Here is a 25,869-nt window from a genome sequence, read left to right on the forward strand (position 1 = left end):
CGGGCGCGCTATTCAGCCGCCACGGCCTTTGGGTCCACCAGCGCAACAACGTCCCGCATGATGGCGTTCAGCTCAAAATCCTTGGGCGTATAGACCTTGGCCACCCCCATTTCCAGCAGGCGCTGGGCGTCGGCGTCCGGGATAATGCCGCCAACGATCACCGGGATATGGCTGAGGCCCGCCGTCCGCATCCGCGCCAGAAGATCTTCCACCAATGGCATGTGCGAACCGGAGAGGATCGACAGCCCCACCACATGCGCCTGTTTTTCCTGAGCCGCCGCAACCAGTTCCTCTGGCGTCAGGCGGATGCCTTCGTAGTCGATATCCATACCGCAGTCGCGGGCGCGGAAAGCGATCTGTTCAGCCCCGTTGGAATGCCCGTCGAGACCCGGTTTGCCGACAAGGAACTTCAACCGGCGGCCCAGACGGTCGCTGACCATGTCCACGGCTTCGCGGATGTCTTCCAGACCTTCGGTTTTATTGCTGACGGATTTCGACACGCCAGTGGGGCCACGGTATTCGCCATGCACCTTGCGCATCTGGGCGGCCCATTCGCCGGTGGTCACCCCAGCCTTGGCCGCGGCTATGGAGGCGGGCATGATATTTTCCCCGGCTTCCGCAGCGGCGCGCAGGGCGGCCAGTGCTTTGGCCACCGCATCCTGATCGCGGTCCGCTTTCCATTCCGTCAGACGGGTGACCTGTTCGGCCTCCACCGCCGGATCCACCACCATGATGCCGCCATCGCCGGTCATCAGCGGGCTGTCTTCGCCTTGCGTCCATTTGTTGACGCCAACCACAACGGTTTCATTGCGCTCAATCCGGTTCAGACGCTCGGCGTTGCTGTCGACCAGACGCGATTTCATATAATCGATGGAGGCAACGGCACCACCCATGCTGTCGAGGTTTGACAGTTCCGCCCGCGCGCCGTCCTTCAACGCTTCGACCTTGCGGTCCACGGCGGGGTTGCCGTCAAACAGATCCTCATATTCCAACAGGTCGGTTTCATAGGCCATGATCTGCTGCATCCGCAGCGACCACTGCTGATCCCAGGGGCGCGGCAGGCCAAGGGCCTCATTCCAAGCGGGCAGCTGCACGGCGCGGGCGCGGGCCTTTTTCGACAGGGTCACCGCCAGCATTTCAATCAGGATCCGGTAGACGTTGTTTTCCGGCTGCTGTTCCGTCAGGCCAAGCGAGTTCACCTGAACCCCGTAGCGGAAGCGGCGGAATTTCGGGTTTTCAACGCCATAGCGCTGCTGACAGATCTCATCCCAGAGGTCGACGAAAGCGCGCATTTTGCACATCTCGGTCACAAACCGGATGCCCGCGTTCACAAAGAAGCTGATGCGCCCAACCATTGCAGGGAAATCTTCGGCCGGGACGCGCGGGCGCAATTCGTCCAGCACCGCCTGTGCGGTGGCAAGGGCGAAGGCCAGTTCCTGTTCAGGTGTCGCGCCGGCCTCTTGCAGGTGGTAGGAACAGACGTTCATCGGGTTCCACTTGGGCACGTTGGAATAGCAGTATTCTGCCACATCCGCGATCATCTTCAGGCTGGGTTTGGGCGGGCAGATATAGGTGCCTCGGCTGAGGTATTCCTTGATAAGATCGTTTTGCACCGTGCCCTGCAGCTTGCTGGTGTCGGCGCCCTGTTCCTCGGCCACCGCGATGTAAAGCGACAAGAGCCACGGCGCGGTGGCGTTGATCGTCATCGAGGTGTTCATCTGTTCCAGCGGGATTTCGTCAAACAGGGTCCGCATGTCACCCAGATGGCAGACCGGCACACCCACCTTGCCAACCTCACCGCGGGCCAGAATGTGATCGCTGTCATAGCCCGTCTGGGTTGGCAGGTCGAACGCCACCGAAAGGCCAGTTTGGCCCTTGGACAGGTTGGAGCGATAAAGCGCGTTGGACGCTTTGGCAGTGGAATGGCCTGCATAGGTTCGGAACAGCCAGGGGCGGTCTCTTTGGCGCTCTGGGGCGGTCTCGGTCATGGCGGCCTCTCCTCTTACCGGGAACTGTGAATCGGGTCGGTAACTTTATTTCGCTGTGATAGTGATACGTGGAATTTTGCAACCTTGTCAATTCGCCGCGTCGCAGCGTCAGAAAATGCTGCAGTGCGAGATTTACCCCCATCGCGTTTCACGGCATGGTGCCCGCATGACAAGAAGCGTTGAAATGCCGCTGTGGGCGCTGGTTCTGCTGGTGGGGTTTGCCGCCGTCACCTTTGCCTCACACTTCCTATTCCCCTCGGTCCGTTGGTTTTTCCGCAAACGGATGGAGCGTCTGGTGGCGCAGTTGAACACCCGGTTGAGTCGGCCAATTGAGCCGTTCAAACTGGCCCGGCGCTACGACATGATCGAGAGGCTGATCTATGATCCCGAGGTCAGTCAGGCGGTGTCTGATTACGCAAAGGAGCAGAAAATTCCTGAGGCCGTGGCGTTTGAAAAGGCACGCGGCTACGCGCGTGAAATCGTGCCGGCCTTCAGTGCCTGGACCTATTTCCGCTTTGGCTCGCGCATTGCTGAACTGCTGGGGCGCAGTTTTTACCGGGTGCGGGTGCTGAACAAGGATCTGCAGAAGATCGAAGAGATCGACAAAGACGCCACCGTGGTGCTGGTGTCTAACCACCGCTCCAACATGGATTACGTGCTGCTGACCTTCCTGGCGTCCCGCAATGGTGCGCTGTCCTATGCGGTGGGGGAATGGGCGCGGGGCTGGCCGTTGGGGCCTTTGGTGCGCGCGATGGGGGCCTATTTTATCAGGCGCCGCGATGGCAATGACCTATACCGCGTGGTGCTGGCGACTTTTGTGCGGCAGGCAACTCAGGCCGGCGTCAGCCAGGCAGTGTTCCCCGAAGGACGGTTGAGCCTGGATGCAAAACTGGCGCCGCCAAAACTGGGTATTTTGAAATATATCTTTGATGCTCATCAGGAGGGCGGGCGCGAAGTGGTCTTTGTGCCGGTCGCGATGAATTACGACCGTTTGTTGGAAGATCAGGTGCTGATTGCAGCGCAGACCAAGGGCAAGGGCAAGTTCCGCGTCAAGCTGCGCCGCGCCCTGTGGGGCACGCTGAAGATCTGGTGGCTGGGCCGTCAGGAACGCCGCCGCCGCTATGGGTCGGCCGCAGTGCGCTTTGGTCAGCCGGTGGCGCTCAGCCAGTTCACCGGTGAGGTTGAGGATCTGGCCGAGGGCCTGATGGCGCAGATTTCGCGCGACATGCCGGTGCTGCCCGTGCCACTGATTGCGCATCTGCTGTTGGAGGATGGCGGACCGGTCGAGATGACTGCGCTGGAGATCCGTCTGGAGAAAGCGATGAAGCGTTTGCCCGAAGGCAACATCTACCTGCCGCGACGTCGCACAAGCCTGGCCGTGCAACAATCTATCGCCCTGCTGGAGGGGCGGGGAGTGGTGACCGTCGAGGTCGATAAGGTCACAATTGTTGAGGAAAAGCACGACATTCTGGTGTTTTACGCGGCCTCCATTGGGCATCTGTTTCGCGATCGCAGCGAAGATCCGCCGGATAATGCTGCGACTGCTGGGTCATAAAATTACAAAAATTGCGCAAACAGGATTGCTTTGTTTCGCGCCCATCTTTATCTCTCGGATCAGACCCGCGATTCTGCGTCGCGGCATGATCACTTATGGAGGCTCAGATGGCTCTGGATACCAACACCGGCATTGCGCCCTATGACGCGCCTGAAAAGGAACTCTACGAAGTCGGCGAAATGCCCCCCTTGGGCTATGTCCCGGCAAAGATGTACGCCTGGGCGATCCGTCGCGATCGTCAGGGTGAACCTAACAAGGCCATGCAGGTCGAAGTCGTAGACACCCCCAAATTGGACAGCCACGAAGTGCTGGTTCTGGTGATGGCGGCAGGTGTGAACTACAACGGCATCTGGGCCGGTCTGGGCGTGCCGATCAGCATGTTCGACGTGCACAAGCAGCCCTACCATATCGCCGGTTCCGATGCCTCGGGCATCGTTTGGGCCGTGGGTGATAAGGTTAAGAACTGGAAAGTGGGCGACGAGGTTGTGATCCACTGTAACCAGGATGATGGCGATGATGAGGAATGCAACGGCGGCGACCCGATGTATTCGCCCAGCCAGCGGATCTGGGGCTATGAGACGCCTGATGGCTCCTTCGCTCAGTTCACCCGGGTGCAGGCACAGCAGTTGCTGCCGCGTCCCAAGCATCTGACCTGGGAAGAAAGCGCCTGCTACACACTGACGCTGGCCACCGCCTATCGGATGCTGTTCGGTCACCATCCGCATGAGCTGAAGCCGGGCCAGAACGTTCTGGTATGGGGTGCCTCGGGTGGCCTAGGGTCCTATGCGATCCAGCTGGCAAATGCTGCGGGTGCAAACGCGATTGGCGTGATCTCGGGCGAGGACAAGCGGGACTTTGTCATGGGGCTGGGCGCCAAAGGCGTGATCAACCGTAAGGACTTTGATTGCTGGGGCCAGCTGCCCACGGTGAACACGCCGGAATATGAGGCCTGGTTCAAAGAGGCGCGCCGCTTTGGCAAGGCGATCTGGGACATCACCGGCAAAGGCAACAACGTCGACATCGTGTTCGAACACCCCGGCGAAGCCACCTTCCCGGTGTCGAACCTGGTCTGTAAAAAGGGCGGCATGGTTGTAATCTGCGCCGGCACCACCGGGTTCAACTGTACCTTTGACGTGCGCTACACTTGGATGCACCAGAAGCGTTTGCAGGGCTCACACTTTGCTCATCTGAAGCAGGCTGCTGCCGCCAACAAGCTGATGATTGAGCGCCGCATTGACCCCTATATGTCTGAGGTCTTCCCCTGGGCGGAAATCCCTGAGGCACATATGAAAATGTACCGCAACGAACATAAGCCCGGCAACATGTCGGTGCTGGTTCAGGCCCCCAAGACCGGGCTGCGCACACTTGAGGATGTGCTGGACGCGGGGAAATCCTGATCCACGGATCGCTTCTTGCGAAAGTTTGATGCCGTGCCCCTGACCTGGGGCGCGGCATTTCTAATTTGAGGTATTTCGCCATTCTCCTTTGGCGCGAAAATGTGCTAGCGTGCGCCCGGGCGTAGGGACCGACAAAAGGGTCCATGATGAAAAACGACTGGATATTGGAGGTTCTGCGCGACCTTAAGGCTTACGCAGATCTCAACGGTTTGGATGTGCTGGCGCATCAGCTTGAAGCTACGGAACGGGTGGCACTGGCTGAGATCCTGTTGGAGGCAGGTCGCGGCATGGAAGCGGGCAGGGCGCAGGCAAGCGGCAGATAGGTCGCTGGTCACCGTTCGGTAGACTCAGGTTTTGGCAAGGTGAGCTGCCTATCCTTCGCTTATGTTGCGTCTTGCCCTCGTGAAGCCCTGCGCCAATACCGCTGGCACCCAAACAGGCAGGTGTTTTCGTCTTTGGTGGGAGGATCGGGCGATGGTCTCACAGGCGGCAATTTCCCTGCACCTTAGACAGGCGCTATGGCGTAACCTTGGGGATCTGCAGCAAACCGACCTGTGTGATCCTGAGGCTGCGGCGGGGCTGGCCCTAGTGTTGGACCAATTGCATGTAGATCTGCAAAATGCGCCGAAAATGCAGGGGCTTGCCGCCATGGGATCGCCCGCATTGTGCCGGGTGGCGCGCTGTTCACCAGCGCAGATCCGGCGGTGGTGGAACAGGGCCTATGCGCCGTTTGAAACCGGGCTGCAGCCGATGGCCTCTGGCCCTTCGTCACGCCCCGCTATAGGGTCGCGCCATGACTGTTCCCGCGCTGCAATTCTCCGATGATCAGGCCGTTGCCTATGACCGTATTTCCGACATCCTGCGCGCTGCGGGGGTTGATCTGGATGAGGATCTGCTGACCCCGCCCCATGATGGGCGCAACCGTGTGGTGGCGGTGACCGGTAAAGCGGGATCGGGCAAAACGCTGCTGCTGGCGCAGCTCTACAAAGCCTTGGAAGCGGCGGGCGTCAGCGTTGTGTCTGGCGACTATGAGGGCAAGAAATCCAAAGACCGCCGGACGCTGGCCATTCTTGCCCCAACCAACAAGGCGGCAAGCGTTTTGCGCATGCGCGGCGTGCCGGCGACCACGATCCACCGTATCCTTTACACACCGGTTTATGATCCGGAGTATGAAAAGATTGCCGAATGGCTGTCGGGCAGCGGTGACAAGCCCGAGATTGAAGAGCTGACCGAAGAAGCGCTGGAGCGCGCCAAAGCCTTCTATGAGTTGCATAAATCCATCCCCGGTGCGCTGGCAGCGGCAGGTCTGCGCGGATCGGATTTCATCACCGGCTGGAAACGCCGGGATGAGCCGTTGGACATCGGCTTTATCGATGAAAGCTCGATGCTGGATGACAAGCAGGTCACCGATTTGAAAGAGATCTTCCCGACGCTGGTGCTGTTTGGCGATCCGGCTCAGCTGGCACCGGTGGGGCAATCGGGTCAGATGGTTTTTGACACGCTACCGAAAGAGGCGGTGATGAACCTCAGCCGGATCCACCGGCAGGAGGCGGACAACCCCATCTTGGATCTGGCTCATGCGCTGGCCGATCCGCAGGTGGGCTTCGAGGATTTCGAACGGCTGGTCGAAGACACGGCGCGGCGGGATGATCGGGTGGTCTGGGGCCAGCGGGTGGAGGTGGATCTGATGGCGCGCTCGCCAGTTCTGGTCTGGCGCAATGCGACACGGATCCGGCTGATCAACGCCTTCCGCTCGGTCTATGGCGCACCGGAGGATGAGCTGCTGTCAGGTGAGCCGCTGATCTGTGACGGGATTGAACTGCCGTTGAAACACCGCAAGAAACGCCTTGATCTGGAGGCGCGCGGCCTCATCAAAGGGGCGCAGGTGGTGTTTCTGGGCAAGGGGCGCAAGCCGGGGTTTTCCCGTCTGCATGTGATGGGGGCTGAGGACCCGCAGGTGTCTGCGGCCTCAATCGTGAAGATCGAAAAACCCGATGAGGAAGAGCCGTTTATCCCTTTCGCGGCCCGTATGGGGGCGGTGTTCCTGCATGGGGCTGCGGTGACTATTCACAAGGCGCAGGGGTCTCAATGGAAAGACGTGCAGGTCTTTGCACCGGACCTTTATGCGGCGGCGCGTATGGGGCGCGTTGAGGCGGGGCAACCCCTGTGGAAACGACTGGCCTACGTCGCGATCACCCGGGCGGAGGAACGGCTGCACTGGGTTGTGCGCCCACGGCTGTCAAAACCCAGCGAGCCTTTGCGGATTGACGATCTGAAAGCCAAAGCCGCGCCCACCCTGACCTTGACCACGCAAGAGGAGAGCGAGGCATGAAATCGATCATTATCACCGGGGCCAGCGCCGGTATCGGCGCCGCCTGTGCCAGCCGGTTTTTGCAGGCGGGTTGGCAGGTTGGCCTGTTGGCGCGTCGTGCTGAGGCATTGGCTGAGGTGGCCAAGGGCTATGACAACGCGGTGGTTCTGCCCTGCGATGTGACCGATGCCGCAGCGGTGAAGGACGCCTTCGAAGGTTTCGTGGCGCAGGCCGGTCGGCTGGATGTGCTGTTCAACAACGCAGGCATGTTCGGCACCGCAGCCCCAATCGATGAGATCGCGACCGAGGAATGGGACCGCGTGCGGGCGGTCAATCTGGATGGGATGATCTATTGCGCCCATGCTGCCTTTGGTCTGATGCGCCGACAGGACCCGCAGGGCGGGCGGATCATCAACAACGGCTCAATCTCAGCCCATGCGCCACGCGAAGGCTCAGTCACCTATACCACCACGAAACATGCCATCACCGGCATGACCAAGTCCCTGTCGCTGGATGGTCGCGCCTTTGGCATTGCGTGTAGCCAGATCGATATTGGCAACGCAAGAACTGAGCTGTTGCAGGGCATTATCGACCGGGATCCTGAGAATGCGCCGCCCACGATGGATGTGTCGCACGTGGCGGATGCGGTGATGAACATGGCGGTGCTGCCGCCGGAGGCCAATGTGCAGTTCATGACGCTGATGGCGACCAACATGCCCTATATCGGGCGCGGTTGACTGGGGGCTCAGCCGGGGCGGCTTAGCCGTCCCGGATCAGGCGGAACAGGGCCGAGGCGCCCCAGCCCGCGGCAATGGCCATCAGGATCGACAGCAGGCCATATATAGGCGCCTGTTCCTGCGCGAGGTTATAGAGGAACCGTTCCAGCCCCACCTTGCGCACATCGATAACGGTTTCCAGATCCGCCACCACATGGCCGTTGCGCACCAGAAAGATCCGGGCGTTGTAATCGCCTTCGGTCAGGTTGGACGGCAGCGAAATTGAGGAGCGGAACAGGGTCTGTTGATCGACCTCGACCGCCTCTTCCAGCAATTGGTAGGACCCGTTGTTGGCCTGAATGCGCATCAGGGCTTCGGTGAAGGCCTGGGTGTTGCCGAACTGGACCGTGGCGCTGACCGATTGGATCGCTTTGTCGACGGTGATCTGATACCGCTCATTTTCGATGCGGCGCAGGATATCGGCCAGCGGGGCCGAAGAGGCCACGGCGTAAAACGCGGGGGCTTTGTCGACCTCTAGCGCGGCGCCGTTGATCCAAATGCCGAACTTCTTTTCCTTGCGGCGCACCACCATTGGGCCGGTGGGGCCTTCGATGGCGATGATGACATCCAGCTCGTTTTCGGGGATCGCCACCTCACGTTTGACGGCGCCGAAGATCAGGATGTCAGAGCCATCAAACTGCGCGGTGATGGCAACCTTATCCTGGCTGAGGCCCAGCACGATTTCCTCTTCCGCCGCTGCAAAGAACGGGGTCAGCAGAAGGGTAAAGATCAGCAACAGGCGTGTCATTGGCTGCCCCCCGCTGCATTGGGACGGCTGATCGTGTAAAGCTCACTTGGTTCCAGCAGCAGATCCAGCGCGATTTTGCCACAGACCGACAGCACCAGAAGCGCCAGCAGGATGCGCAGGGTTTCGGCCTTAAGCTTCACCCCGATGGAGCTGCCAAACTGGGCGCCGACCACGCCGCCGATCAAGAGGAACAGCGCCAGCGGCAGATCGACCGTTTTATTGGTGATCGCATGCAGCAGCGTGTTGAACCCGGCGACAAAGATGATCTGAAACAGCGAGGTGCCCACCACAACCTTGGTCGGCATACCGAGGATATAGATCATCGCTGGCACCATGATGAAGCCGCCGCCAACCCCCATCACCGCCGACAGCACACCAACGCAGGCGCCGACCAGCAGCACGGGGATCACCGAGATATAGAGCCCGGAGGCGCGAAATCGCACTTTGAATGGTAGGCCGTGCACCCAATTGTGCTGACTGCGTTTGCGCAGAACGCCACCGGCTTTGCGGGCCCGGCGGATGGCGCGCAGGCTTTCGATGAACATCAGGCCACCGATCACCCCGAGGAAGATGACGTAGCAGAGCTGAACCAGCAGATCGACCTGCCCCAAAGCCTTGAGGTAGTTGAACAGCATGATCCCAAAGGCCGAGCCGACAAGCCCGCCGGCTAGCAACACACTGCCCATGCGCAGATCCACGGTTTTGCGCTTCAGATGCGCAAAGAGGCCAGAGACCGAAGAGGCGACGATCTGGTTGGCTGAGGTGGCCACCGCAACGGCAGGCGGGATGCCAACAAAGAACAATAGCGGTGTGATCAGGAAGCCGCCGCCGACGCCAAAAATGCCTGACAGCACCCCCACAATCCCCCCAAGCCCGAAGAGCAGGAAAATATTGACCGAAACTTCGGCGATAGGGAGGTAGATATACATATGTTTTCCTAGCCCGCCCGTCGCGTATATCGCAAGGGGAAGCTGTGGAAATCTGACGCAGAACGCTTGATGCCGCAAAGAAAAAGCCCGGGCGGTGCGGAACCGTCCGGGCTGAATGTTGAGGGGGTGAAAGGTGGCTTAGCGCTCTTTCACGTAGGGCTGGCCACCGGCGCGCGGCGGGATCGCCTTGCCGACGAAACCGGCCAGGATCACCACGGTCAGGATATAGGGCAGGGCGCCCAACAGCTGGCTTTGAACGGCCATGCCAATCACGTTTTCGATCACATCAGTGCGCAGTTCCAGCGCCTGGAACAGACCAAAGAGCAGCGTCGTCCAGAGTGCGTACCACGGCCGCCACTTGGCAAAGATCAGCGCTGCCAGGGCGATATAGCCCCGACCTGTGGTCATGTCTTTGACAAAACCGGCCTGCATCGCGGTGGCCAGATAGGCCCCGGCCAAACCGCAGAGCACGCCACAGATCAGCACCGCCGAATAGCGCAGCGACACAACCGAGACACCGGCCGTATCAACCGAGGCAGGGTTTTCCCCCACCGCACGCAGACGCAGGCCAAAGCGGGTGCGGAACAGCACCCACCAGGTCAGCGGCACAAGCGCGAGTGCAAGGTAGACCAGGATCGGGTGGCCCGAGATCAGCTCGGAATAGATCTGTTGCAGCGGTGAAGCCTCGGCGATCAGTTTGGACAGCTGCTCTCCTTTGGCTTCGGCGTCTGCTGGCCCAATAGCGAAGGGCAGGGTGATCGGCTCAAACCGCGCTGCACCTTCCAGCTGCGGGGTGCGCCCCCCCTGTTTGAACCAATCCTGTGCAACAAGGACGGTCATGCCGCCGACCAGCATGGTGATGGCTAGGCCTGAGATCAGCTGATTGCCCCGGAAGGTGATGGAGGCCAGACCGTGCAGGATCGACAGCAGCACCGAGACCGCTACACCGGCCAAAAGGCCGATCCAGACGTTGCCTGAGGTATAGGCCACCGCCGCCGAGAAGAAGGCCGCGGCCAGCATCTTGCCTTCGAGGCCGATGTCAAAGATCCCGGCACGTTCGGAATAAAGGCCCGCCAGACAGGCCAACAGCAGAGGCGTGGCGAAGCGGATGGTGGTGTCGAGAACCTGTAGGAGTGTGAGGAAATCCATCGCTTAACCCTCCTTCTTGGTGTTGAGGGCCAGGAAGATCCGCTCCAGCGGCATCCGCACCATATTGTCGAGGGCACCTGTGAACATGATGACCAGCGCCTGAATGACGATGATCAGCTCGCGCGGGATGTCAGTCCAGAGCGCCAGTTCCGCGCCGCCCTGATAGAGGAAGCCGAAGAGGATAGCGGCCAGGAAGACCCCAAACGGGTGGTTGCGGCCCATCAGCGAAACGGCGATGCCGATGAAGCCAGCGCCTTCGACCGCGTTCAGAACCAGTCGTTCGCTTTCACCCATGACGTTGTTGATGGCCATCATGCCGGCCAGACCGCCGGAAATCAGCATGGCAACCATGGTGATTTTGAACGGTGAGATGCCGGCGTAGCGTGCGGCGCTTTCGGATTTACCAAAGGCCCGCAGCTCAAAGCCGAAACGGGTGCGCCAGATCAGCGCCCAAACCGCAAAACAGGCGGCGACAGCGATCAGCAGGCTGACGTTGGCCGGGGCGTGTTTGGAAAACTCGATCCCAACGGTGCCCAGAATGTCATGCAGGCTGGGCAGGTGGGTGGCTTCGGGGAATTTCGCCGAGGCCGGATCCATCGCCCGTGGCGGGCGCAGCTGGTTTACCAGCAGGTAGTTCAGCAGCGAAAAGGCGATGAAGTTGAACATGATGGTGGTGATCACCACGTGGCTGCCGCGACGCACCTGCAGATAGGCCGGGATCATTGCCCAGGCCGCCCCAAACAGTGCCGCAGCACCCGCAGCACCCACGATGGCAAGGCTCCAATGGGGCCATGGAATGAACAGGCAGACCAGGGCCACGCCCAGGCCGCCCAGCATCGCCTGGCCTTCGCCGCCGATGTTGAACAGGCTGGCGTGGAAGGCCACGGCCACGGCAAGGCCGGTGAACATGAAGTTGGTGGCGTAATAGAGCGTGTAGCCCCAGCCGTTGGAGGATCCCAACGCGCCGGAAACCATCAGTTTCACGGCAGCTATCGGGTCTTCACCGATCGCCAGGATCACCAGAGAGGAGATCACAGCAGCGAGGATCAATGAGATCAGCGGGATCAGGACCACATCGGCCCATTTAGGCATCTTGTCCATCAGGCGGCTCCTCCGTTTCCGGCAACACCGGCCATCAGCAGGCCAAGTTCTTGTGCGTTAGTGTCTTCGGGCATGCGTTCGCCCATGATTTTCCCGTCAAACATGACCGCGATGCGATCCGACAGGGACATGATTTCATCCAGTTCCACCGAAACCAGCAGGATGGCTTTGCCCTGATCGCGCAGTTCGATGATCTGTTTGTGGATGAATTCAATCGCGCCGATGTCGACGCCACGGGTGGGCTGGCCCACCAACAGCAGGTCGGGGTTGCGCTCAATCTCACGGGCAACAACGATTTTCTGCTGGTTGCCGCCGGAGAAGTTCTTGGCCGCCAGCCAAGGCAGGGGCGGGCGCACGTCGAACTTGTCCATCTTGCGCTGGGTGTCTTCGCGCAACGCGTTGTTGTCCATGAACAGCGCGTTTTTCTGGTACTTCTCGTCGTGGTGATAGCCGAAGGCGACGTTTTCCCAGGCGTGGAAGTCCATGATCAGGCCTTCGCTCTGACGGTCTTCTGGCACGTGGGCCACGCCGCGCGCCCGGCGTGAGCGCCCATCGGAGAATCTGCCGGTCAGATCCAGCGGCTCGCCGTTGAGCGTGACAGCGCCGGTGCCCGAGATCATGCCGCCCAGAATTTCCATCAGTTCGGACTGGCCATTGCCCGCCACACCGGCGATGCCCAGAATTTCACCGGCACGGATGTTCAATGAAACGTCCTTCAGACGCTGCACACCTTTGTCATCGGTGACCGAGAGGTTCTTGACCTCAAGGATGGTTGCACCGGGTTGCGCTGGGGCTTTTTCCACCTGCAGCAACACCTTACGGCCAACCATCAGCTCTGCCAGCTGTTCTGGGCTGGTTTCTGCGGTCTTGACCGTTGCGGTCATTTCGCCGCGGCGCATCACGCTCACCGTGTCGGTGGTGTCCATGATTTCACGCAGCTTGTGGGTGATCAGGATGATCGTTTTGCCCTCTTCGCGCAGGCGATCCAGGATCCGGAACAGCTGATCGGCCTCGGCCGGGGTCAGCACGCCGGTCGGCTCATCAAGGATCAGGATTTCGGCCTGACGATAGAGCGCTTTGAGGATCTCAACCCGCTGCTGGTGGCCCACGCTGAGGTTTTCGATCAGCGCGTCGGGGTCGACGTTCAGTTCATATTCTTCGGCGAGGTGCTTCAGTTCCTTGCGGGCCTTGGCCAGCGAGGGGCGCAGCAGGCCGCCGTCTTCGGCGCCCAGGATGATGTTTTCCAGAACGGTGAAGTTTTCCACCAGTTTGAAGTGCTGAAACACCATGCCAATGCCAGCCGAGATCGCCGCCTGGCTGTCCGGGATGGCGGTCTTTTGACCTTTGATAAAGATCTCACCAGCGTCTGCCTTGTAGAAACCATAGAGGATCGACATCAGGGTGGATTTCCCTGCGCCGTTTTCCCCGATGATCCCGTGGATCGTTCCCGGCTGCACCGAGATCGAAATGTCCTTGTTAGCCTGGACCGGGCCAAAGGCTTTGGAGATGCCTTTGAGTTCTAGTGCCGGTGTTGACGTCACGTGTTGTCCCCCATTCCGGTAAAGCCAACCAGACGCGTGATTTTCCCCGCCTCCAGATCAGCAAAATACTGGCCGCGCATCATCGCGGTTCCGTCTTTCAAGAAATCCACCGTGGCCCGAACGTGGTCGTTGTGCTCATCCAAAGCGGCAACAGCGGCGCCAGCGCCGGGCATGTTGGCGGAAAACATAGCGATATAGCCGATCACCGCATCTGCCCCGTGTAATGGTTCGGGCGTGTTGGGGTCAGCGTAGTAAACATCCTGGGCCAGAACGGCGGACAGGGCAGTGCCCCGCGCATCGGCATCGCTCTCGCCCCAGGCAGAAAAAAAGAGATTAACGGGATGTGTCATTTGATTTTCCCTATAGGAGAAGGCCGCGCCGTTTATTGGCGCGGCCCCCGATGACTGTGCGACAGGCGCCGATTAGAACTGGTGTACGGGGCAGCTGTCGTTGGTGTAGTAGGCTTCAACCTTCAGGTCGCCCGAGATGATTTTGGCGCGGGCTTCTTCCACGGCAGCTTTCATGTCTTCGGTGACCAGGGCGGCGTTATGCTCGTCCATTGCAACGCCAACACCTTCTTCGGCCAGACCCAGGATGGTGAAACCACCGGTTTCCAGATCGGCGCCAGCTTTCATCGAGTTGTAAACGGCAACGTCAACGCGCTTCAGCATCGAGGTCAGAACTTTGCCCGAGTGCAGGTGGTTCTGGTTGCTGTCCACGCCGATCGACAGGATGCCTTCGTCAGCTGCGGTCTGCAGAACACCAACACCGGTGCCGCCTGCTGCTGCGTAAACAACATCCGCGCCCTGACCGATCTGTGCTTTGGTCAGCTCGGAGCCTTTTACCGGGTCGTTCCAAGCCGCCGGGGTGGTGCCGGTCATGTTGGTGACAACTTTGATGTCGGGGTTCACCGCTTTGGCGCCCTGGGCGTAGCCGCAGCCGAAGTGACGGATCAGCGGGATGTCCATGCCGCCGATGAAGCCAACGGTGCCGGACTTCGACGCCATGGCAGCCATCATTCCAACCAGATAAGAACCTTCGTGCTCCTGGAAGCCGATCAGCTGAACGTTGGAGGGCACTTCGGGCATCCAGCCGTCGATGTTGACGAATTTGGTGTCGGGGTAGTCGCCGGCAACAGCTTCAACCGGGGTTGCGAAGGCGAAACCGGTGGTGATCACCGGGTTTGCGCCCGCTTCGGCGAAACGACGCAGCGCCTGCTCACGCTGTGCTTCGGACTGCAGTTCGATTTCCAGGAACTTGCCGCCGGTCTCTTCGGCCCAGCGGGATGCGCCGTTGAACGCTGCTTCGTTGAAGGATTTGTCGAATTTGCCACCCAGGTCGAAAATCAGGGCGGGCTCAGCGGCCACGGCGCCCGCGCTCAGGGCAACGGCGGCGGCAGCGCCAAGGAACTTCTGCATCAGAGTCATAATACTCTCCCATATTGTTAAACTCGGGGCTGCTTTCTACAACCTCCGGCAAGTGAGCAGATCAGGTCTGTCCAACCCAGATTTAGGCCGCAGCCACGGCCTAGGGTCAACAGGAAACTGAATGATCTGCTTTGACTATCCGGTCAAAAACGCTCTGTCCAATAGGAAATGACCTCAGAACGGACGGTTCAGGATCAGGGCGGCTACACGTTGACCATTGGTCAGGCGGTAGTAATTCGTGCGTTTCGCTGTCTGGCTGTAGCCTTCGCTCTGATACAGTCGAATCGCCACCCGGTTGGTTTCGGCCACTTCCAGAAACCCATCCTGTGCGCCGCGGGTGCTGGCCGCCTGATGGTAGGCGCGCAGGGTGTCGCGGCCTTTTCCTTGCCCCTGTGCGGCAGGGGCAGTGGCCAATGTCAGCAGTTCCGCTTCACCGGCGATGACCCGGCCCAGTGCAAAGCTATCCGCGTCCCCAACCACAAAGACATGTGGCGAGCTGAGCAGATTTGCAAACTCCGCCGCGGTCCAAGGACGTTGGTCGGTGAAAGCCTCGGCATGGGTCCGGGCAAGGGCATCAGGTGTCATGTTGTGGCGCTTGGGTAAGATTATGGGGCGGGATCATTCTGCAAGATGACCGGCGCCGGATCACGTGGTGGCGCAGCATCCGCGGCCTTGATATAGAGAGGCGCAGGCGCGGCGTGGGATCCGTTGGGCAATTTTTGGGCTGCGACCTGTGCGATTTGAACCGCGATCTGATCCGCCTGAGGCGTTTTGAGCGGCCCATCCTGCAGAATATCGCTGATCTCATCAGCGGAGGCAAGGTAGGGCGCCCGGTCCGCAGGCGCCAGGTAGGCCTGACCGCGCGGGCCCGGCACCGCTGCCACGCCCAAACCTTCGGACATGTCGACGGCCTCAAAGCTGTTCACCCCGATCGCCGGAATGCCCAGACCCAAGGCCAGACCACGCGCCGCCGAGACGGAGATGCGAATGCCGGTGAAGTTGCCGGGGCCGATGCCCACAGCAATGGCGTCCAGATCCGCCCAGGTCTTGCCCGCGCTGGCCAGAACCTCCTCCAGCAGGGGCATCAGCCGTTCTGCCTGACCCCGGCCCATCTCATCGTGATGTTGGGCCAGAACCTGATCACCCAACAACAAAGCGGCCGCGCAATGCGCGGCCGATGTGTCAAATCCCAGGATCAGTGCGTCAGACGGCAACGGGGCGTACCTCGGTCACTTCGGGGATGTAGTGGCGCAGCAGGTTCTCGATTCCCATTTTCAACGTCAGGGTCGAGGAGGGGCAGCCAGCGCAAGCGCCCTGCATGTGCAGATAGACAACGCCGCGATCAAAACCGTGGAAGGTGATGTCACCGCCATCCTGAGCCACAGCGGGGCGCACGCGGGTGTCCAGCAGCTCTTTGATCTGGCCAACGATCTCACCATCTTCGCCGGTGTGTTCTGCGTGACCTGAGGCGGCGGTGGCGTCGCCTGCCATGACCGGGTCGCCAGACTGGAAGTGTTCCATGATCGCGCCGAGGATGCCCGGTTTGATATGATCCCACTCGACATCATCGCCTTTGGTGACGGTGATGAAGTCGCCGCCAAAGAACACGCCGGTGACGCCGGCGACGGCAAACACACGTTTGGCCAGCGGCGAAGCATCCGAGCTATCGGCGCTGGGGAAGTCGGCGGTGCCGGTGCCCAAAACGGCCTGACCCGGCAGGAACTTCAGGGTGGCGGGGTTCGGGGTGGATTCAGTCTGAATAAACATATCGTGCAATCCTTATCGCTTGACCTTGATATGCGCTTCGTCAGGGTCAGAGTCAAGGATTAGAATGGTTCTAAAACTAGTCGCAATGCGTGGCCTCAAACGCCCGCAACCGCGCCCGGATGTATTTCGCTGCCGACCGATAATGGGCCGCCCCGGCAGCTTCGGCCCATCGCCCGGTGGTCCACTTGCTGTTCCCCCCTTTCATCGGCGCGCCGTAGAGGTCGGTTTCGGATAGCGCGTTCAGGAAGGTGAGCAGCCTTTTGTGGTTGGCCTCTAGCAGATCCCGGGCGTCATCCCACGTCATGTCTTGTTGCGCGATGCGTAGATCTGCGTTGTAGCGTTTCAGGTCATTCCACTTGTAGCCCGGGGCGGGGATGGCGACCTGCGCGCCGGTTGGACCGGCCTTGTACCAGCCCAGGAACAGATCAATCCAATGGGCCCGGTGACCGACGGTGTCTTTCAGCGTTGTGCCCTCCGCCCCGGCATCCGGCAGTGTCTGCGCGGCCACGGGAACCCTATCCAGCAGGCGGGTCAGCTTGCTGAATTCTGCTTCGGTGGTCGCCAAAAGATCGGTTTTGGTGGTGGCGGCGGGCATGGCAGCTCCTGCGGTGGGGCCGACATAGCGTAGGGGCGGGCTGGCCGCGGGTCTTTGCGCCAGATCAGGTGATCGCTTCCAGCCGGTCCTTGGACAGATCACCGGGGACGATGGTGATCGGAATAGGCAGCGTGCCGGCCGAACGGCTCAGCTGGGTGACCAGCGGGCCGGGGCCCTTTTTATCGGTGCCCGCGCCCAGCACCAGAACGCCAATGTCCGGGTCATCTTGGATCTGCGCCAAGATCTGCGCCACAGGTTCACCTTCGCGGATCACCAATTCGGGGTCGATGCCCTGACGGTCGCGCATCCATTTGGCAAAAACCTCATAATGCACTTCGATCCGTTCCCGGGCCTCTTCGCGCATGATGTCACCGACACCAATCCAATGGTTGAACTCTTCAGGCTCAATCACCGAGAGGATTTCCACCCCTCCGCCGGTTTTGGCTGCGCGCATGGCGGCAAAGCGCATGGCATTCAGGCATTCGCGGCTGTCATCCAGAATGACCAGAAATTTACGCATCGCTCCCTCCCACAGAACGCTCGCCCACAGAACGGTTGCTCACTGGCAGACCCTCTGCGACCGGATCATGACGCAAGCATAGGATGCTGGCAAGTTTCGCATATCGCCGCTGGATTATCAGCCGCAGACCGCCGCCGCGGTGGAGCCGAAATCGACATAGCGTTCCCAGAACCGTTCATCTGCGCGGCGGTCGGATTGCCGGACCTCTTGTGCGCTGTGCGGGTCTTTGAAGAACTTGGCGGCTTTGCGCTGATCAGCAGAGCTGAGCATCTGGTTGGCCACCTGTCCGATGCAGCTGCACAGTGGGCGGCTGGATTCCTTGCGCGGGGACGCCAGGCAGGCGCGCTCAATCGGCCCGGCAAAAGCGGGCGCTGCAACAGGGGCGACAAAGGCCGCAAGCATGGCGGCGCTGAGAATGCGTTTCATGGTCGTGCCTCAGGGTTCGGCCGTTGGGGATTGATCCCCGAATTTGTTGGCCTTGTTGTTGCGGCGAGTATGACGCAAGCGGCGAAGGAGGGGAAGAGGCGGCTGGACAAACAATCTGTGAGGCGCAAACCTGCTGCTATTTGCAAAACTCACTTTTACTTCTGTATTTCGGAGAATCTGATGACTCTGACCAAAGATGATTTGAATGCTGCGATTGAGCGGATCTCGGACCGGTCTGACGCTGCCGCAACCAGTAAGAGCAGGCTTGCCTGGGCGTCGCTTGTGTTCTCGATTTTTGCGACTGTTGCTGGCGGGATATCAGCTGGTATCGCTAATGGAAACAAAGCAAAGCTTGAAAAGGCCTCGCAAGACTTGCTGGCAGGTCAAGCGCGCCTTCAACTGATCGAGGCGAGTTTTAAACACTTGGAACGCATGGTTGATGGCACAACCTCAGAAGCCAGACATCGGGCTTGCAATGTTGCGCTGGAACTGGGTCTTGTTGAGCTGGAATCTGGGAAATCCAGCCACATTATAACGCTTCACCAGAAATACTTGGATATGCGTCCGTCTGTAGATGTGACCGCTTCGGATCTTTGCCGGGCGCGTAGCGATGACGCAGCGGCCAACGCAAAAGCACGGGGCATTCTCAGCGAAACAGTTGTGCCAGCGGGGGAGGGGCAGTTGGCGCCCCAGGTGGTTGTGATGGCATCATATCGTTTGGGAAAATGTAAAACCGCCGGTGAGGCGCGGGGGGTGCTGGCCGATTATTTTGCAAGGGATTTGAAGGGCGGTGTTGTGCAGGTCGCCTTGTCGCCCAGCCAGCATTATGGCGTCGTTTACAATCCCACAACAGCCTCGTTACCTTTGCAGGACTTTCTGGCCACCGCCAGAGCAAAGGGGCGCGCAGTACATGCAGCTGTTGAAGCTAGAGAGGATACAACGACTGTCGAAAAGCAAAACATTCAATATGTCCGTGATGCCTATGTCGCAAATACCGAAGGGTGGGAGCTGATCTCAACCTGTCCGAAGGACGGTTGACAGGGCGCGCGTCTAGCGGCCCCGTCGTTTCACATTGCCGCCACGCTGGCCGGCGCGGCCGGCGGTGGAGCGGCCGCGTTTGTTGGTGGACTCTTCCACGGCGGCATCAACGGCGGATTGCCGCGCCAGCGGATCATCCGCAATGGCCAGATCGACCGCTTCCAACCGCTTGACCTCATCGCGCAGGCGGGCGGCCTCTTCGAACTCAAGGTTTTCGGCGGCTTTGCGCATTTCGTCGCGCAGACCTGCCAGATGGGCCTCAAGATTGGCGCCATGCATCGGCTTGTCGATCTTGGCGGTGACGCGGGATTGATCGGTGTCACCCTGATAGAGGCCGGCCAGCACATCCTCGACGTTTTTCTTGACCGTTTCCGGGGTGATGCCGTGCAGTTCGTTATAGGCGATCTGCTTTTCGCGGCGGCGCGAGGTCTCCGCCAGGGCGCGTTCCATCGAGCCGGTGATCTTGTCCGCATACATGATAACCCGGCCATCGGCGTTTCGTGCCGCCCGGCCAATGGTCTGGATGAGTGAGGTTTCCGAACGCAGGAAGCCCTCTTTGTCGGCATCCAAAATAGCCACAAGCCCACATTCCGGGATGTCGAGGCCCTCGCGCAGCAGGTTGATGCCAATCAGCACGTCGAAGGCGCCAAGCCGCAGGTCGCGCAGGATCTCAATCCGTTCCAGCGTGTCGATATCGCTGTGCATGTAGCGCACCTTGATGCCCTGTTCGTGGAGATATTCTGTCAGATCCTCGGCCATGCGTTTGGTCAGCGTGGTGACAAGCGTCCGGTAACCGCCAGCTGTCACGCGGCGGATTTCATCCAGCAGATCATCCACCTGCATATCGACGGGACGAATTTCCACCTCAGGGTCCAACAGGCCGGTGGGGCGGATCACCTGTTCGGCAAAGACGCCGCCGGCTTGCTCCATCTCCCAGGCGGCGGGGGTGGCCGAAACGAAGATCGACTGGGGCCGCATCGCATCCCATTCCTCAAACTTCAAAGGCCGGTTGTCCATACAAGAGGGCAGGCGGAAGCCATGTTCGGCCAGCGTAAACTTGCGCCGGTGGTCACCGCGATACATGCCGCCGATTTGCGGCACGGAGACGTGGCTTTCATCGGCAAAGACAATGGCGTTGTCGGGGATGAACTCAAACAGGGTGGGGGGCGGTTCGCCCGGGGCACGTCCCGTCAGATAGCGCGAATAGTTTTCGATGCCGTTGCAGTGGCCGGTGGCCTCCAGCATTTCGATGTCAAAGTTGGTGCGCTGTTCCAGCCGCTGTGCCTCCAGCAGCTTGCCCTCATCCACCAGTTGGTTCAGCCGTTCCTTCAGTTCTTTCTTGATCGAAATGACGGCCTGCTGCAGCGTTGGTTTGGGCGTCACATAGTGCGAGTTTGCATAGACCCGGATCTTTTCGAACGTGTCGGTCTTTTCCCCGGTTAGCGGGTCAAATTCAGTGATGGTTTCCAGCTCTTCCCCAAAGAAGGACAGTCGCCATGCGCGATCTTCAAGGTGGGCCGGGAAAATCTCCAGCACATCGCCGCGTACCCGGAAAGAACCACGCTGAAACGCCTGATCGTTGCGTTTGTATTGCTGTGCCACCAGATCCGCCATGATCTGGCGCTGGTCGTATTCCTCGCCCGCAACCAGATCCTGTGTCATTGCCGAATAGGTTTCGACCGAACCGATGCCGTAGATACAAGAGACCGAGGCGACGATGATCACATCATCACGTTCCAGCAGGGACCGGGTGGCTGAGTGGCGCATCCGGTCGATCTGTTCGTTGATCTGGCTTTCCTTCTCAATATAAGTGTCCGAGCGCGGCACATAGGCTTCGGGCTGGTAGTAGTCATAGAAGGACACGAAATACTCGACCGAGTTTTCCGGGAAGAAACCTTTGAACTCACCATAAAGCTGGGCCGCCAGCGTTTTGTTCGGCGCCAGAATGATGGCGGGGCGCTGGGTCTCTTCGATGACCTTGGCCATGGTGAAGGTTTTGCCGGTGCCGGTTGCACCTAGCAGAACCTGATCGCGCTCACCATCAGTGATCCCTCCCGACAGTTCCGCAATAGCGGTGGGCTGGTCGCCAGCGGGCGAAAATTCGGTATGCATGACAAAGCGTTTGCCGCCCTCAAGCTTGTCGCGTGTCTTGGCTGCGCCGTCTGCGGCGGTCATCATCGGCATGGTCTTGTCCGAATGGGCGTAGGGCATGTGCGGCTCTCATGTCTGAGTCTCGGGCTGAGTCCCGGGCGGGTACCCCAGATTTGATCTCTTTTTGTTCCGGTTCAAGGGCAATCGCAATGGGGAAAACGCTGAAAGCCATCGCGCGCTTCGGCTTTGGCGGGCATCTGGTGGCAGAGGGTGCTACTGTTGGTTTATAAATATTTCAAATTACCGGGCGTCATTTGAAATAAAGTTGCCAATTTAAGGCTGTCGGACTAAGGTGACCGGGCAAGTGGCAGGCTTGGCTGCCGGGTGGACCGCACTTCACCCACCCCTCGCTCCCTGCGGTTTGGCTGGCAGCCAATGTCCTGTTAGGGTTCTTGGTTAAAGTGTTTTGAACATTTCAATAAAACGTGGCCCAAACCCATTTCGGGTGAGGGCCTTTGTTTTATGTGGCTCAGCGCAGGCTCAGCTGCACCTGGGTGTGATGCATTGCGACGCTGGTCTCATCCACCGCTGCCAGAAAATCGCCAATCCCCTCGGCTGCGGCCAACCCTGCAGATGCTGCCTCGGCATCTGCCAGTGAAGCCCATTCGATGGTTTCAACCCATTGGGTGCCCGCTGCGCCGGACAGGCGCCGGGAGATGAAACCGCTGCAGTTTTCCACATAGGTAACGGAGGCTTCGGCGGCTTTGAGGAAGGCATCGGTGGTCACGCCGTCTTTGAGTTTGAACAGAACGGTTTCCATCACGTGGTTCTGTGTGGTGTCTTGCATCGGTTTGTCTCCTTTTGGGATGCTGATTTGATTGACTGGCCCGTCCTAACAGGGGGCTGCTGACAGCCTTCTGTCAGTAGGGTGGCGGTCGTCAGGAGATGCTTGCAAAATGGGGTAAGTTTCCCGATAACAGCCCAAACAAGAGGAGATGCCGATGCGCGCACGAATCTATCAGCCCGCCCGTAACGCGATGCAGTCCGGCATGGCCAAAACCCGTCAGTGGGTATTGGACTACGAACCGGCTGAGGCCCGCGATATCGATCCGCTGATGGGCTGGACCTCAAGCGGGGACACCCAGACGCAGGTGCGCCTGAAGTTCGACAGCAAAGAAGCCGCATTGGAATACGCTGAGGAAAAAGGGCTGGAGGCCGTTGTGCTGACGCCGCAGACCCGCAAGCCCAACCTGCGCGCTGGCGGCTACGGTGAGAACTTTGCCACCAACCGCCGCGGTCCCTGGACACACTGAGCGCAGAGATATGGCCCATTTTAGGGTCTCGCAGACAGAAGGGCGGCCAGCGGGCCGCCTGTTTTACTTCTGAGCAGGGGAAGCCCGATGACCATCACCCATCTGATCACCCATTCTGGCGGCTTTCACGCGGATGAGCTGCTGTCCTCGGTGGTGCTGACCCGCCTGTTTCCTGACGCCCAGCTGATCCGCACCCGCGATGCGGCGATGACGACACCGGGCGCAGGCAAGCTGATCTATGATGTGGGCCGGGCCTATGACGCCGAGGCGGGGATTTTTGACCACCACCAGCGCCCCAATCCGCTGCGCCCCAGCGGTGATCCCTACAGTTCCTTTGGTCTGATCTGGCACCACTATGGCCGTGATTATCTGCGGGCGCTTGACGTGCCCGAGGCGGATCTGGAGGAGGTGCATGGCGCCATCGATCAAAACTTTGTCCTGCCGGTGGACCTCTTGGACAATGGCGCGGTGAATCCGTCTGTTGCCGGGCCTTTGGCGGATATCACTCTGCCGCAACTGCTGGAAACGCTGAAACCCGCCTTTGATGATCGCAGCCCCGAGGCGGACACAAGTGCCTTTATGGCGGCGCTGCCCATTGCCGGTGCCTTTGTTGAGGCTGCGGTGCGGGCAAAAGCGGGCAAATGCCGCGCAGAGGCCATGGTGTTGGAGGCCATTGCCGCCGCGGGCCCGTCACAGGTGCTGGAGCTTTCGATGGGCATGCCGTTCCGCTCTGCGGTTGAGAAAGCCGGCGCCGATCATCTGCTTTTTGTCATCCATCCCCGCGACGGCGGCGATTGGGCGCTGACCACCATCCGCAAAGGCGGTGGCACGTTCGAAGCTCGCGCCGACCTGCCTGCCGCCTGGGCCGGCCTGACCGGCGCCGCGCTGGAAGAGGCCTCGGGCGTGGTTGGGGCGCAGTTCTGCCACAACGGCCTGTTTATCGCGGTGGCAAACAGCCGGGCGGCGATCCTCGCCATGGCCGATCTGGCTGTGGCGGCGGCTGGGTGATCTGCCGTGGCGGTCGAGTTCCTGTTTGACGGGTCAATCGAGGCCCCTGCCACCGTGCTACTGGCGCATGGGGCCGGGGCGGCGATGGACAACCCGGTGATGAACATGCTGGCCGAACGGCTGGCGGCATCCGGGCTGCGCGTGGCACGGTTTGAGTTTGCCTATATGGCGGCACGGCGCAGTGGCGGGCCAAAACGCCCGCCGCCCAAGGTGGAGCTGCTATGCGAAGAATATCGTCAGGCCGTCACAGACCTGCGGGGCCAAATTGGCGGCGGTCCCTTGATCATCGGTGGCAAATCCATGGGCGGCCGGGTGGCCAGCCTGATCGCGGATGATCTGGGTGACGGGGGGCAGGTTCAGGGCTTGTTGTGTTTCGGCTACCCATTTCACCCGCAGGGCAAACCGGAAAACCTGCGCACCACCCATCTGGCCAACCTGCGTCTGCCAACGCTGATCTGCCATGGCACCCGCGATCCTTTTGGCACCCGCGAAGAGGTCGCGCATTATGCGCTGTCGCCCATGATTTCCATATGTTGGGCCGAAGACGGCGATCATGATCTGAAACCCCGCAAACGTGTCACCGGCCGTGATCACGCCAGCCAGCTGGACCAGATCTGCCAAAGCGCCGCGGCCTGGATTCCCACCCTCTGATCACCGGTTCCCGGCAGGTTAGATTTTGTGCCACAACCGGCGCCGCTGGCCTTTTTCTTTCAAATCCGATCCGCTATACGGATCCGAGTGCCACAGGGGCCCGAGAGGGCGAGATACCCCGCCAGCCCCCGGCCCAAAGAGCGGTCCCTTAGCTCAACTGGATAGAGCAGCTGACTTCTAATCAGCAGGTTGAGGGTTCGAGTCCTTCAGGGATCGCCATATTTCAGAATAATATCAATACTTGTAAATTATTCCGTGTGCGGAATGTGAAGTCCTCTTGCTGCTGGAGGCAATACGGAAGCAAGCGGGAGGCAAAACTCAGGTGTTGTTGAGGCGCATCAGAGTGAAAGAGGAGCCACAACTGGCTTGCCTATTTTGGCGTGTCTATTTTCAAACGCTACAGCCTTGACCTGTGCGTTAACCAAATCTTAACTAGTTTCATATTTGGCAACGAATCTGGTTTTTGATGAGACGTTTGAAGTGGGGGCTTGTGACTGCTGGCACCATTTGGGGGCTGGGCCATTTGGGGGGTGACGGCCTGCCGTCGCATTCCGTGCGGGCGAGCGTTCCATCCGCCGAAGCGGTGCAGTCACGGGCCTATGACGTCTACTATGTGACGGGGAATGTTGTGAACGTTCGTACAGGCCCGGGAACATCCTATCAACGTATCGATCAGGTTCGAAAAGGGGATCGTGTCGGCGTGATCCGAATTGAAGGCGGTTGGGCTAAGCTGAGCAGCCCGTCAGGCCCTGCCTGGATGTCTGCCCGCTATATCTCCGCAACGCAACCATCGGCACCCCGTAATGCCAGCAAGCCGCCCGTGGTCGCGCAAAGCAGGCAATCAATCTGCCATCCAAACTATTCCGGCAAATGCGTTCCCATCGCCAGCGACGTTGATTGCGCAGGCGGGCGTGGAAACGGGCCTGCCTACGTGCGCGGCCCGGTTCGCGTGATTGGGCCAGATGTGTACCGACTGGACCGAGATGGAGATGGCTGGGCTTGTGAATAGGTTTGATTGGTATTGATCCGCGATCATTTCGGACTGTGCCGCGATGAGGTTTGTCTGTGACGGCAGGTGTGTCCCCATTGGGGTCAGCGACCAGAGCAGTATCAAAGCACTGAGCAGCCACAGGCAGACCTGCCTGCGGCATCGCGCGTTGAAATCGATCGGTCCGCTGCGTGACACGACGGGGGATCCTTTCCGGTACACTTGCCCTCAATAACCCCCGGGGGAGGATATTGACACCAATCCTCCGGGGGAGGATGTTGTCAACATGACACATCCGCATCGACATGAGAGCCACCCCAAGATCATTTCCCGTCTGAACAGGGCCAACGGGCATCTGTCGGCGGTCATTCGGATGATTGAAGAGGGCAAACCCTGCCGCGAAGTGGCGCAGCAGCTGCAGGCAGTGGAAAGCGCTCTGCGCAACGCCAAACAGACCCTGATCCACGACCACATGGACCACTGTCTGGAAGAGGGCACGCTGGAGGAACAGCGCGCCGAGTTAAAAGCCATTTCCCGATATTTGTAAGGG

Annotated in this window: 28 protein-coding genes and 1 tRNA gene; 13 read left to right on the plus strand and 16 right to left on the minus strand. The window is 60.0% G+C overall.

What is annotated here, in order from left to right:
• Positions 1 to 8: 8 nt before the first annotated feature.
• Entirely contained in the window at positions 9 to 1,988 is a 1,980-nt protein-coding gene (locus TL5118_RS01815) for an ethylmalonyl-CoA mutase (RefSeq protein WP_058243270.1), read from the minus strand.
• Between the two features lie 166 nt (positions 1,989 to 2,154).
• Between TL5118_RS01815 and TL5118_RS01820 the strand changes: the two genes are divergently transcribed.
• From TL5118_RS01820 to TL5118_RS01835, 6 genes are all read left to right on the plus strand, one after another.
• Positions 2,155 to 3,543 (plus strand): 1-acyl-sn-glycerol-3-phosphate acyltransferase, encoded by a 1,389-nt coding sequence (locus tag TL5118_RS01820; RefSeq protein WP_058260713.1) that lies wholly within the window; start codon positions 2,155 to 2,157, stop codon positions 3,541 to 3,543.
• Between the two features lie 107 nt (positions 3,544 to 3,650).
• Positions 3,651 to 4,940: a crotonyl-CoA carboxylase/reductase gene (gene ccrA, locus TL5118_RS01825; protein ID WP_058243438.1), complete on the plus strand. Its 1,290-nt coding sequence runs from the start codon at positions 3,651 to 3,653 to the stop codon at positions 4,938 to 4,940.
• 146 nt (positions 4,941 to 5,086) lie between these two features.
• Entirely contained in the window at positions 5,087 to 5,263 is a 177-nt protein-coding gene (locus TL5118_RS21285) for a hypothetical protein (RefSeq protein WP_165590005.1), read from the plus strand.
• A gap of 151 nt (positions 5,264 to 5,414) precedes the next feature.
• Positions 5,415 to 5,765: a hypothetical protein gene (locus TL5118_RS21140; RefSeq protein WP_131727392.1), complete on the plus strand. Its 351-nt coding sequence runs from the start codon at positions 5,415 to 5,417 to the stop codon at positions 5,763 to 5,765.
• Complete coding sequence (locus TL5118_RS01830) at positions 5,734 to 7,272, plus strand: ATP-dependent DNA helicase (RefSeq protein WP_058243269.1); 1,539 nt, start codon at positions 5,734 to 5,736, stop codon at positions 7,270 to 7,272. The genes TL5118_RS21140 and TL5118_RS01830 overlap by 32 nt, the downstream gene beginning before the upstream one ends.
• Positions 7,269 to 7,988, plus strand: coding sequence for an SDR family oxidoreductase (locus TL5118_RS01835; protein WP_058243268.1), 720 nt, complete (start codon positions 7,269 to 7,271; stop codon positions 7,986 to 7,988). The genes TL5118_RS01830 and TL5118_RS01835 overlap by 4 nt, the downstream gene beginning before the upstream one ends.
• A 22-nt stretch (positions 7,989 to 8,010) precedes the next feature.
• Here the strand turns inward: TL5118_RS01835 and TL5118_RS01840 are convergent, their stop codons facing one another.
• The 13 genes from TL5118_RS01840 to TL5118_RS01900 all read right to left on the minus strand — a co-directional run bounded on the left by TL5118_RS01840 (position 8,011) and on the right by TL5118_RS01900 (position 18,230).
• Positions 8,011 to 8,775: a TIGR02186 family protein gene (locus TL5118_RS01840; protein WP_058243267.1), complete on the minus strand. Its 765-nt coding sequence runs from the start codon at positions 8,773 to 8,775 to the stop codon at positions 8,011 to 8,013.
• Positions 8,772 to 9,704 (minus strand): sulfite exporter TauE/SafE family protein, encoded by a 933-nt coding sequence (locus TL5118_RS01845; RefSeq protein WP_058243266.1) that lies wholly within the window; start codon positions 9,702 to 9,704, stop codon positions 8,772 to 8,774. The genes TL5118_RS01840 and TL5118_RS01845 overlap by 4 nt, the downstream gene beginning before the upstream one ends.
• Before the next feature lie 138 nt (positions 9,705 to 9,842).
• Positions 9,843 to 10,853 carry an ABC transporter permease gene (locus TL5118_RS01850; protein ID WP_058243265.1) on the minus strand — a complete coding sequence of 337 codons (1,011 nt, stop codon included), beginning with the start codon at positions 10,851 to 10,853 and terminating at the stop codon, positions 9,843 to 9,845.
• 3 nt (positions 10,854 to 10,856) lie between these two features.
• Positions 10,857 to 11,954 carry an ABC transporter permease gene (locus tag TL5118_RS01855; RefSeq protein WP_058243264.1) on the minus strand — a complete coding sequence of 366 codons (1,098 nt, stop codon included), beginning with the start codon at positions 11,952 to 11,954 and terminating at the stop codon, positions 10,857 to 10,859.
• On the minus strand, positions 11,954 to 13,495 hold the full coding sequence (locus TL5118_RS01860) for an ABC transporter ATP-binding protein (protein WP_058243263.1): 1,542 nt from the start codon (positions 13,493 to 13,495) through the stop codon (positions 11,954 to 11,956). The genes TL5118_RS01855 and TL5118_RS01860 overlap by 1 nt, the downstream gene beginning before the upstream one ends.
• Positions 13,492 to 13,845, minus strand: coding sequence for a nuclear transport factor 2 family protein (locus TL5118_RS01865; protein WP_058243262.1), 354 nt, complete (start codon positions 13,843 to 13,845; stop codon positions 13,492 to 13,494). The genes TL5118_RS01860 and TL5118_RS01865 overlap by 4 nt, the downstream gene beginning before the upstream one ends.
• Positions 13,846 to 13,917: 72 nt before the next feature.
• Complete coding sequence (locus TL5118_RS01870) at positions 13,918 to 14,922, minus strand: BMP family lipoprotein (protein ID WP_058243261.1); 1,005 nt, start codon at positions 14,920 to 14,922, stop codon at positions 13,918 to 13,920.
• 174 nt (positions 14,923 to 15,096) lie between these two features.
• Positions 15,097 to 15,507, minus strand: coding sequence for a GNAT family N-acetyltransferase (locus TL5118_RS01875; RefSeq protein WP_058243260.1), 411 nt, complete (start codon positions 15,505 to 15,507; stop codon positions 15,097 to 15,099).
• 20 nt (positions 15,508 to 15,527) lie between these two features.
• Entirely contained in the window at positions 15,528 to 16,136 is a 609-nt protein-coding gene (tsaB, locus tag TL5118_RS01880; protein WP_058243259.1) for a tRNA (adenosine(37)-N6)-threonylcarbamoyltransferase complex dimerization subunit type 1 TsaB, read from the minus strand.
• Complete coding sequence (locus TL5118_RS01885; RefSeq protein ID WP_058243258.1) at positions 16,126 to 16,689, minus strand: NifU family protein; 564 nt, start codon at positions 16,687 to 16,689, stop codon at positions 16,126 to 16,128. The genes tsaB and TL5118_RS01885 overlap by 11 nt, the downstream gene beginning before the upstream one ends.
• 76 nt (positions 16,690 to 16,765) lie before the next feature.
• Positions 16,766 to 17,284, minus strand: coding sequence for a ClbS/DfsB family four-helix bundle protein (locus tag TL5118_RS01890; RefSeq protein WP_058243257.1), 519 nt, complete (start codon positions 17,282 to 17,284; stop codon positions 16,766 to 16,768).
• Positions 17,285 to 17,348: 64 nt separating this feature from the next.
• Positions 17,349 to 17,804, minus strand: a complete 456-nt coding sequence (locus tag TL5118_RS01895; RefSeq protein ID WP_058243256.1) for a universal stress protein — start codon at positions 17,802 to 17,804, stop codon at positions 17,349 to 17,351.
• A gap of 117 nt (positions 17,805 to 17,921) precedes the next feature.
• Positions 17,922 to 18,230, minus strand: coding sequence for a hypothetical protein (locus TL5118_RS01900; RefSeq protein ID WP_058243255.1), 309 nt, complete (start codon positions 18,228 to 18,230; stop codon positions 17,922 to 17,924).
• 180 nt (positions 18,231 to 18,410) lie between these two features.
• Between TL5118_RS01900 and TL5118_RS01905 the strand changes: the two genes are divergently transcribed.
• A complete protein-coding gene (locus TL5118_RS01905) occupies positions 18,411 to 19,268 on the plus strand; it encodes a hypothetical protein (protein WP_058243254.1) in 858 nt (285 codons plus the stop codon).
• Positions 19,269 to 19,280: 12 nt separating this feature from the next.
• Here TL5118_RS01905 and uvrB read toward each other — a convergent pair whose 3' ends face one another.
• Positions 19,281 to 21,479: an excinuclease ABC subunit UvrB gene (uvrB, locus tag TL5118_RS01910; RefSeq protein ID WP_058243253.1), complete on the minus strand. Its 2,199-nt coding sequence runs from the start codon at positions 21,477 to 21,479 to the stop codon at positions 19,281 to 19,283.
• 409 nt (positions 21,480 to 21,888) lie between these two features.
• Entirely contained in the window at positions 21,889 to 22,206 is a 318-nt protein-coding gene (locus tag TL5118_RS01915; RefSeq protein ID WP_058243252.1) for a hypothetical protein, read from the minus strand.
• Positions 22,207 to 22,360: 154 nt separating this feature from the next.
• On the opposite strand from TL5118_RS01915, the gene TL5118_RS01920 reads away from it, so the two are divergent.
• From TL5118_RS01920 to TL5118_RS01945, 6 genes are all read left to right on the plus strand, one after another.
• Entirely contained in the window at positions 22,361 to 22,672 is a 312-nt protein-coding gene (locus TL5118_RS01920) for an ETC complex I subunit (protein WP_058243251.1), read from the plus strand.
• Positions 22,673 to 22,759: 87 nt separating this feature from the next.
• Positions 22,760 to 23,680 carry an MYG1 family protein gene (locus tag TL5118_RS01925; RefSeq protein WP_058243250.1) on the plus strand — a complete coding sequence of 307 codons (921 nt, stop codon included), beginning with the start codon at positions 22,760 to 22,762 and terminating at the stop codon, positions 23,678 to 23,680.
• 6 nt (positions 23,681 to 23,686) lie between these two features.
• Positions 23,687 to 24,331 (plus strand): alpha/beta family hydrolase, encoded by a 645-nt coding sequence (locus TL5118_RS01930; protein WP_058243249.1) that lies wholly within the window; start codon positions 23,687 to 23,689, stop codon positions 24,329 to 24,331.
• A 142-nt stretch (positions 24,332 to 24,473) separates the two neighbouring features.
• Positions 24,474 to 24,550: transfer RNA gene (locus TL5118_RS01935), tRNA-Arg, on the plus strand.
• Positions 24,551 to 24,797: 247 nt separating this feature from the next.
• Positions 24,798 to 25,340: an SH3 domain-containing protein gene (locus TL5118_RS21780; protein ID WP_082626251.1), complete on the plus strand. Its 543-nt coding sequence runs from the start codon at positions 24,798 to 24,800 to the stop codon at positions 25,338 to 25,340.
• A gap of 265 nt (positions 25,341 to 25,605) precedes the next feature.
• Positions 25,606 to 25,866 carry a metal-sensing transcriptional repressor gene (locus TL5118_RS01945; protein ID WP_058243247.1) on the plus strand — a complete coding sequence of 87 codons (261 nt, stop codon included), beginning with the start codon at positions 25,606 to 25,608 and terminating at the stop codon, positions 25,864 to 25,866.
• The last annotated feature ends 3 nt before the right edge of the window (positions 25,867 to 25,869 follow it).

The organism is Thalassovita autumnalis (assembly GCF_001458255.1).
Taxonomy (GTDB): Bacteria; Pseudomonadota; Alphaproteobacteria; order Rhodobacterales; family Rhodobacteraceae; genus Thalassobius; species Thalassobius autumnalis.

Bases quoted from the DNA above. Each gene is read 5' to 3' on its own strand.
- TL5118_RS01815 (WP_058243270.1), bottom strand. From the start codon at position 1,988: ATGACCGAGACCGCCCCAGAGCGCCAAAGAGACCGCCCCTGGCTGTTC.
- TL5118_RS01820 (WP_058260713.1), top strand. From the start codon at position 2,155: ATGACAAGAAGCGTTGAAATGCCGCTGTGGGCGCTGGTTCTGCTGGTG.
- ccrA (WP_058243438.1), top strand. From the start codon at position 3,651: ATGGCTCTGGATACCAACACCGGCATTGCGCCCTATGACGCGCCTGAA.
- TL5118_RS21285 (WP_165590005.1), top strand. From the start codon at position 5,087: ATGAAAAACGACTGGATATTGGAGGTTCTGCGCGACCTTAAGGCTTAC.
- TL5118_RS21140 (WP_131727392.1), top strand. From the start codon at position 5,415: ATGGTCTCACAGGCGGCAATTTCCCTGCACCTTAGACAGGCGCTATGG.
- TL5118_RS01830 (WP_058243269.1), top strand. From the start codon at position 5,734: ATGACTGTTCCCGCGCTGCAATTCTCCGATGATCAGGCCGTTGCCTAT.
- TL5118_RS01835 (WP_058243268.1), top strand. From the start codon at position 7,269: ATGAAATCGATCATTATCACCGGGGCCAGCGCCGGTATCGGCGCCGCC.
- TL5118_RS01840 (WP_058243267.1), bottom strand. From the start codon at position 8,775: ATGACACGCCTGTTGCTGATCTTTACCCTTCTGCTGACCCCGTTCTTT.
- TL5118_RS01845 (WP_058243266.1), bottom strand. From the start codon at position 9,704: ATGTATATCTACCTCCCTATCGCCGAAGTTTCGGTCAATATTTTCCTG.
- TL5118_RS01850 (WP_058243265.1), bottom strand. From the start codon at position 10,853: ATGGATTTCCTCACACTCCTACAGGTTCTCGACACCACCATCCGCTTC.
- TL5118_RS01855 (WP_058243264.1), bottom strand. From the start codon at position 11,954: ATGGACAAGATGCCTAAATGGGCCGATGTGGTCCTGATCCCGCTGATC.
- TL5118_RS01865 (WP_058243262.1), bottom strand. From the start codon at position 13,845: ATGACACATCCCGTTAATCTCTTTTTTTCTGCCTGGGGCGAGAGCGAT.
- TL5118_RS01870 (WP_058243261.1), bottom strand. From the start codon at position 14,922: ATGACTCTGATGCAGAAGTTCCTTGGCGCTGCCGCCGCCGTTGCCCTG.
- TL5118_RS01875 (WP_058243260.1), bottom strand. From the start codon at position 15,507: ATGACACCTGATGCCCTTGCCCGGACCCATGCCGAGGCTTTCACCGAC.
- TL5118_RS01885 (WP_058243258.1), bottom strand. From the start codon at position 16,689: ATGTTTATTCAGACTGAATCCACCCCGAACCCCGCCACCCTGAAGTTC.
- TL5118_RS01890 (WP_058243257.1), bottom strand. From the start codon at position 17,284: ATGCCCGCCGCCACCACCAAAACCGATCTTTTGGCGACCACCGAAGCA.
- TL5118_RS01895 (WP_058243256.1), bottom strand. From the start codon at position 17,804: ATGCGTAAATTTCTGGTCATTCTGGATGACAGCCGCGAATGCCTGAAT.
- TL5118_RS01900 (WP_058243255.1), bottom strand. From the start codon at position 18,230: ATGAAACGCATTCTCAGCGCCGCCATGCTTGCGGCCTTTGTCGCCCCT.
- TL5118_RS01905 (WP_058243254.1), top strand. From the start codon at position 18,411: ATGACTCTGACCAAAGATGATTTGAATGCTGCGATTGAGCGGATCTCG.
- uvrB (WP_058243253.1), bottom strand. From the start codon at position 21,479: ATGCCCTACGCCCATTCGGACAAGACCATGCCGATGATGACCGCCGCA.
- TL5118_RS01915 (WP_058243252.1), bottom strand. From the start codon at position 22,206: ATGCAAGACACCACACAGAACCACGTGATGGAAACCGTTCTGTTCAAA.
- TL5118_RS01920 (WP_058243251.1), top strand. From the start codon at position 22,361: ATGCGCGCACGAATCTATCAGCCCGCCCGTAACGCGATGCAGTCCGGC.
- TL5118_RS01925 (WP_058243250.1), top strand. From the start codon at position 22,760: ATGACCATCACCCATCTGATCACCCATTCTGGCGGCTTTCACGCGGAT.
- TL5118_RS21780 (WP_082626251.1), top strand. From the start codon at position 24,798: ATGAGACGTTTGAAGTGGGGGCTTGTGACTGCTGGCACCATTTGGGGG.
- TL5118_RS01945 (WP_058243247.1), top strand. From the start codon at position 25,606: ATGACACATCCGCATCGACATGAGAGCCACCCCAAGATCATTTCCCGT.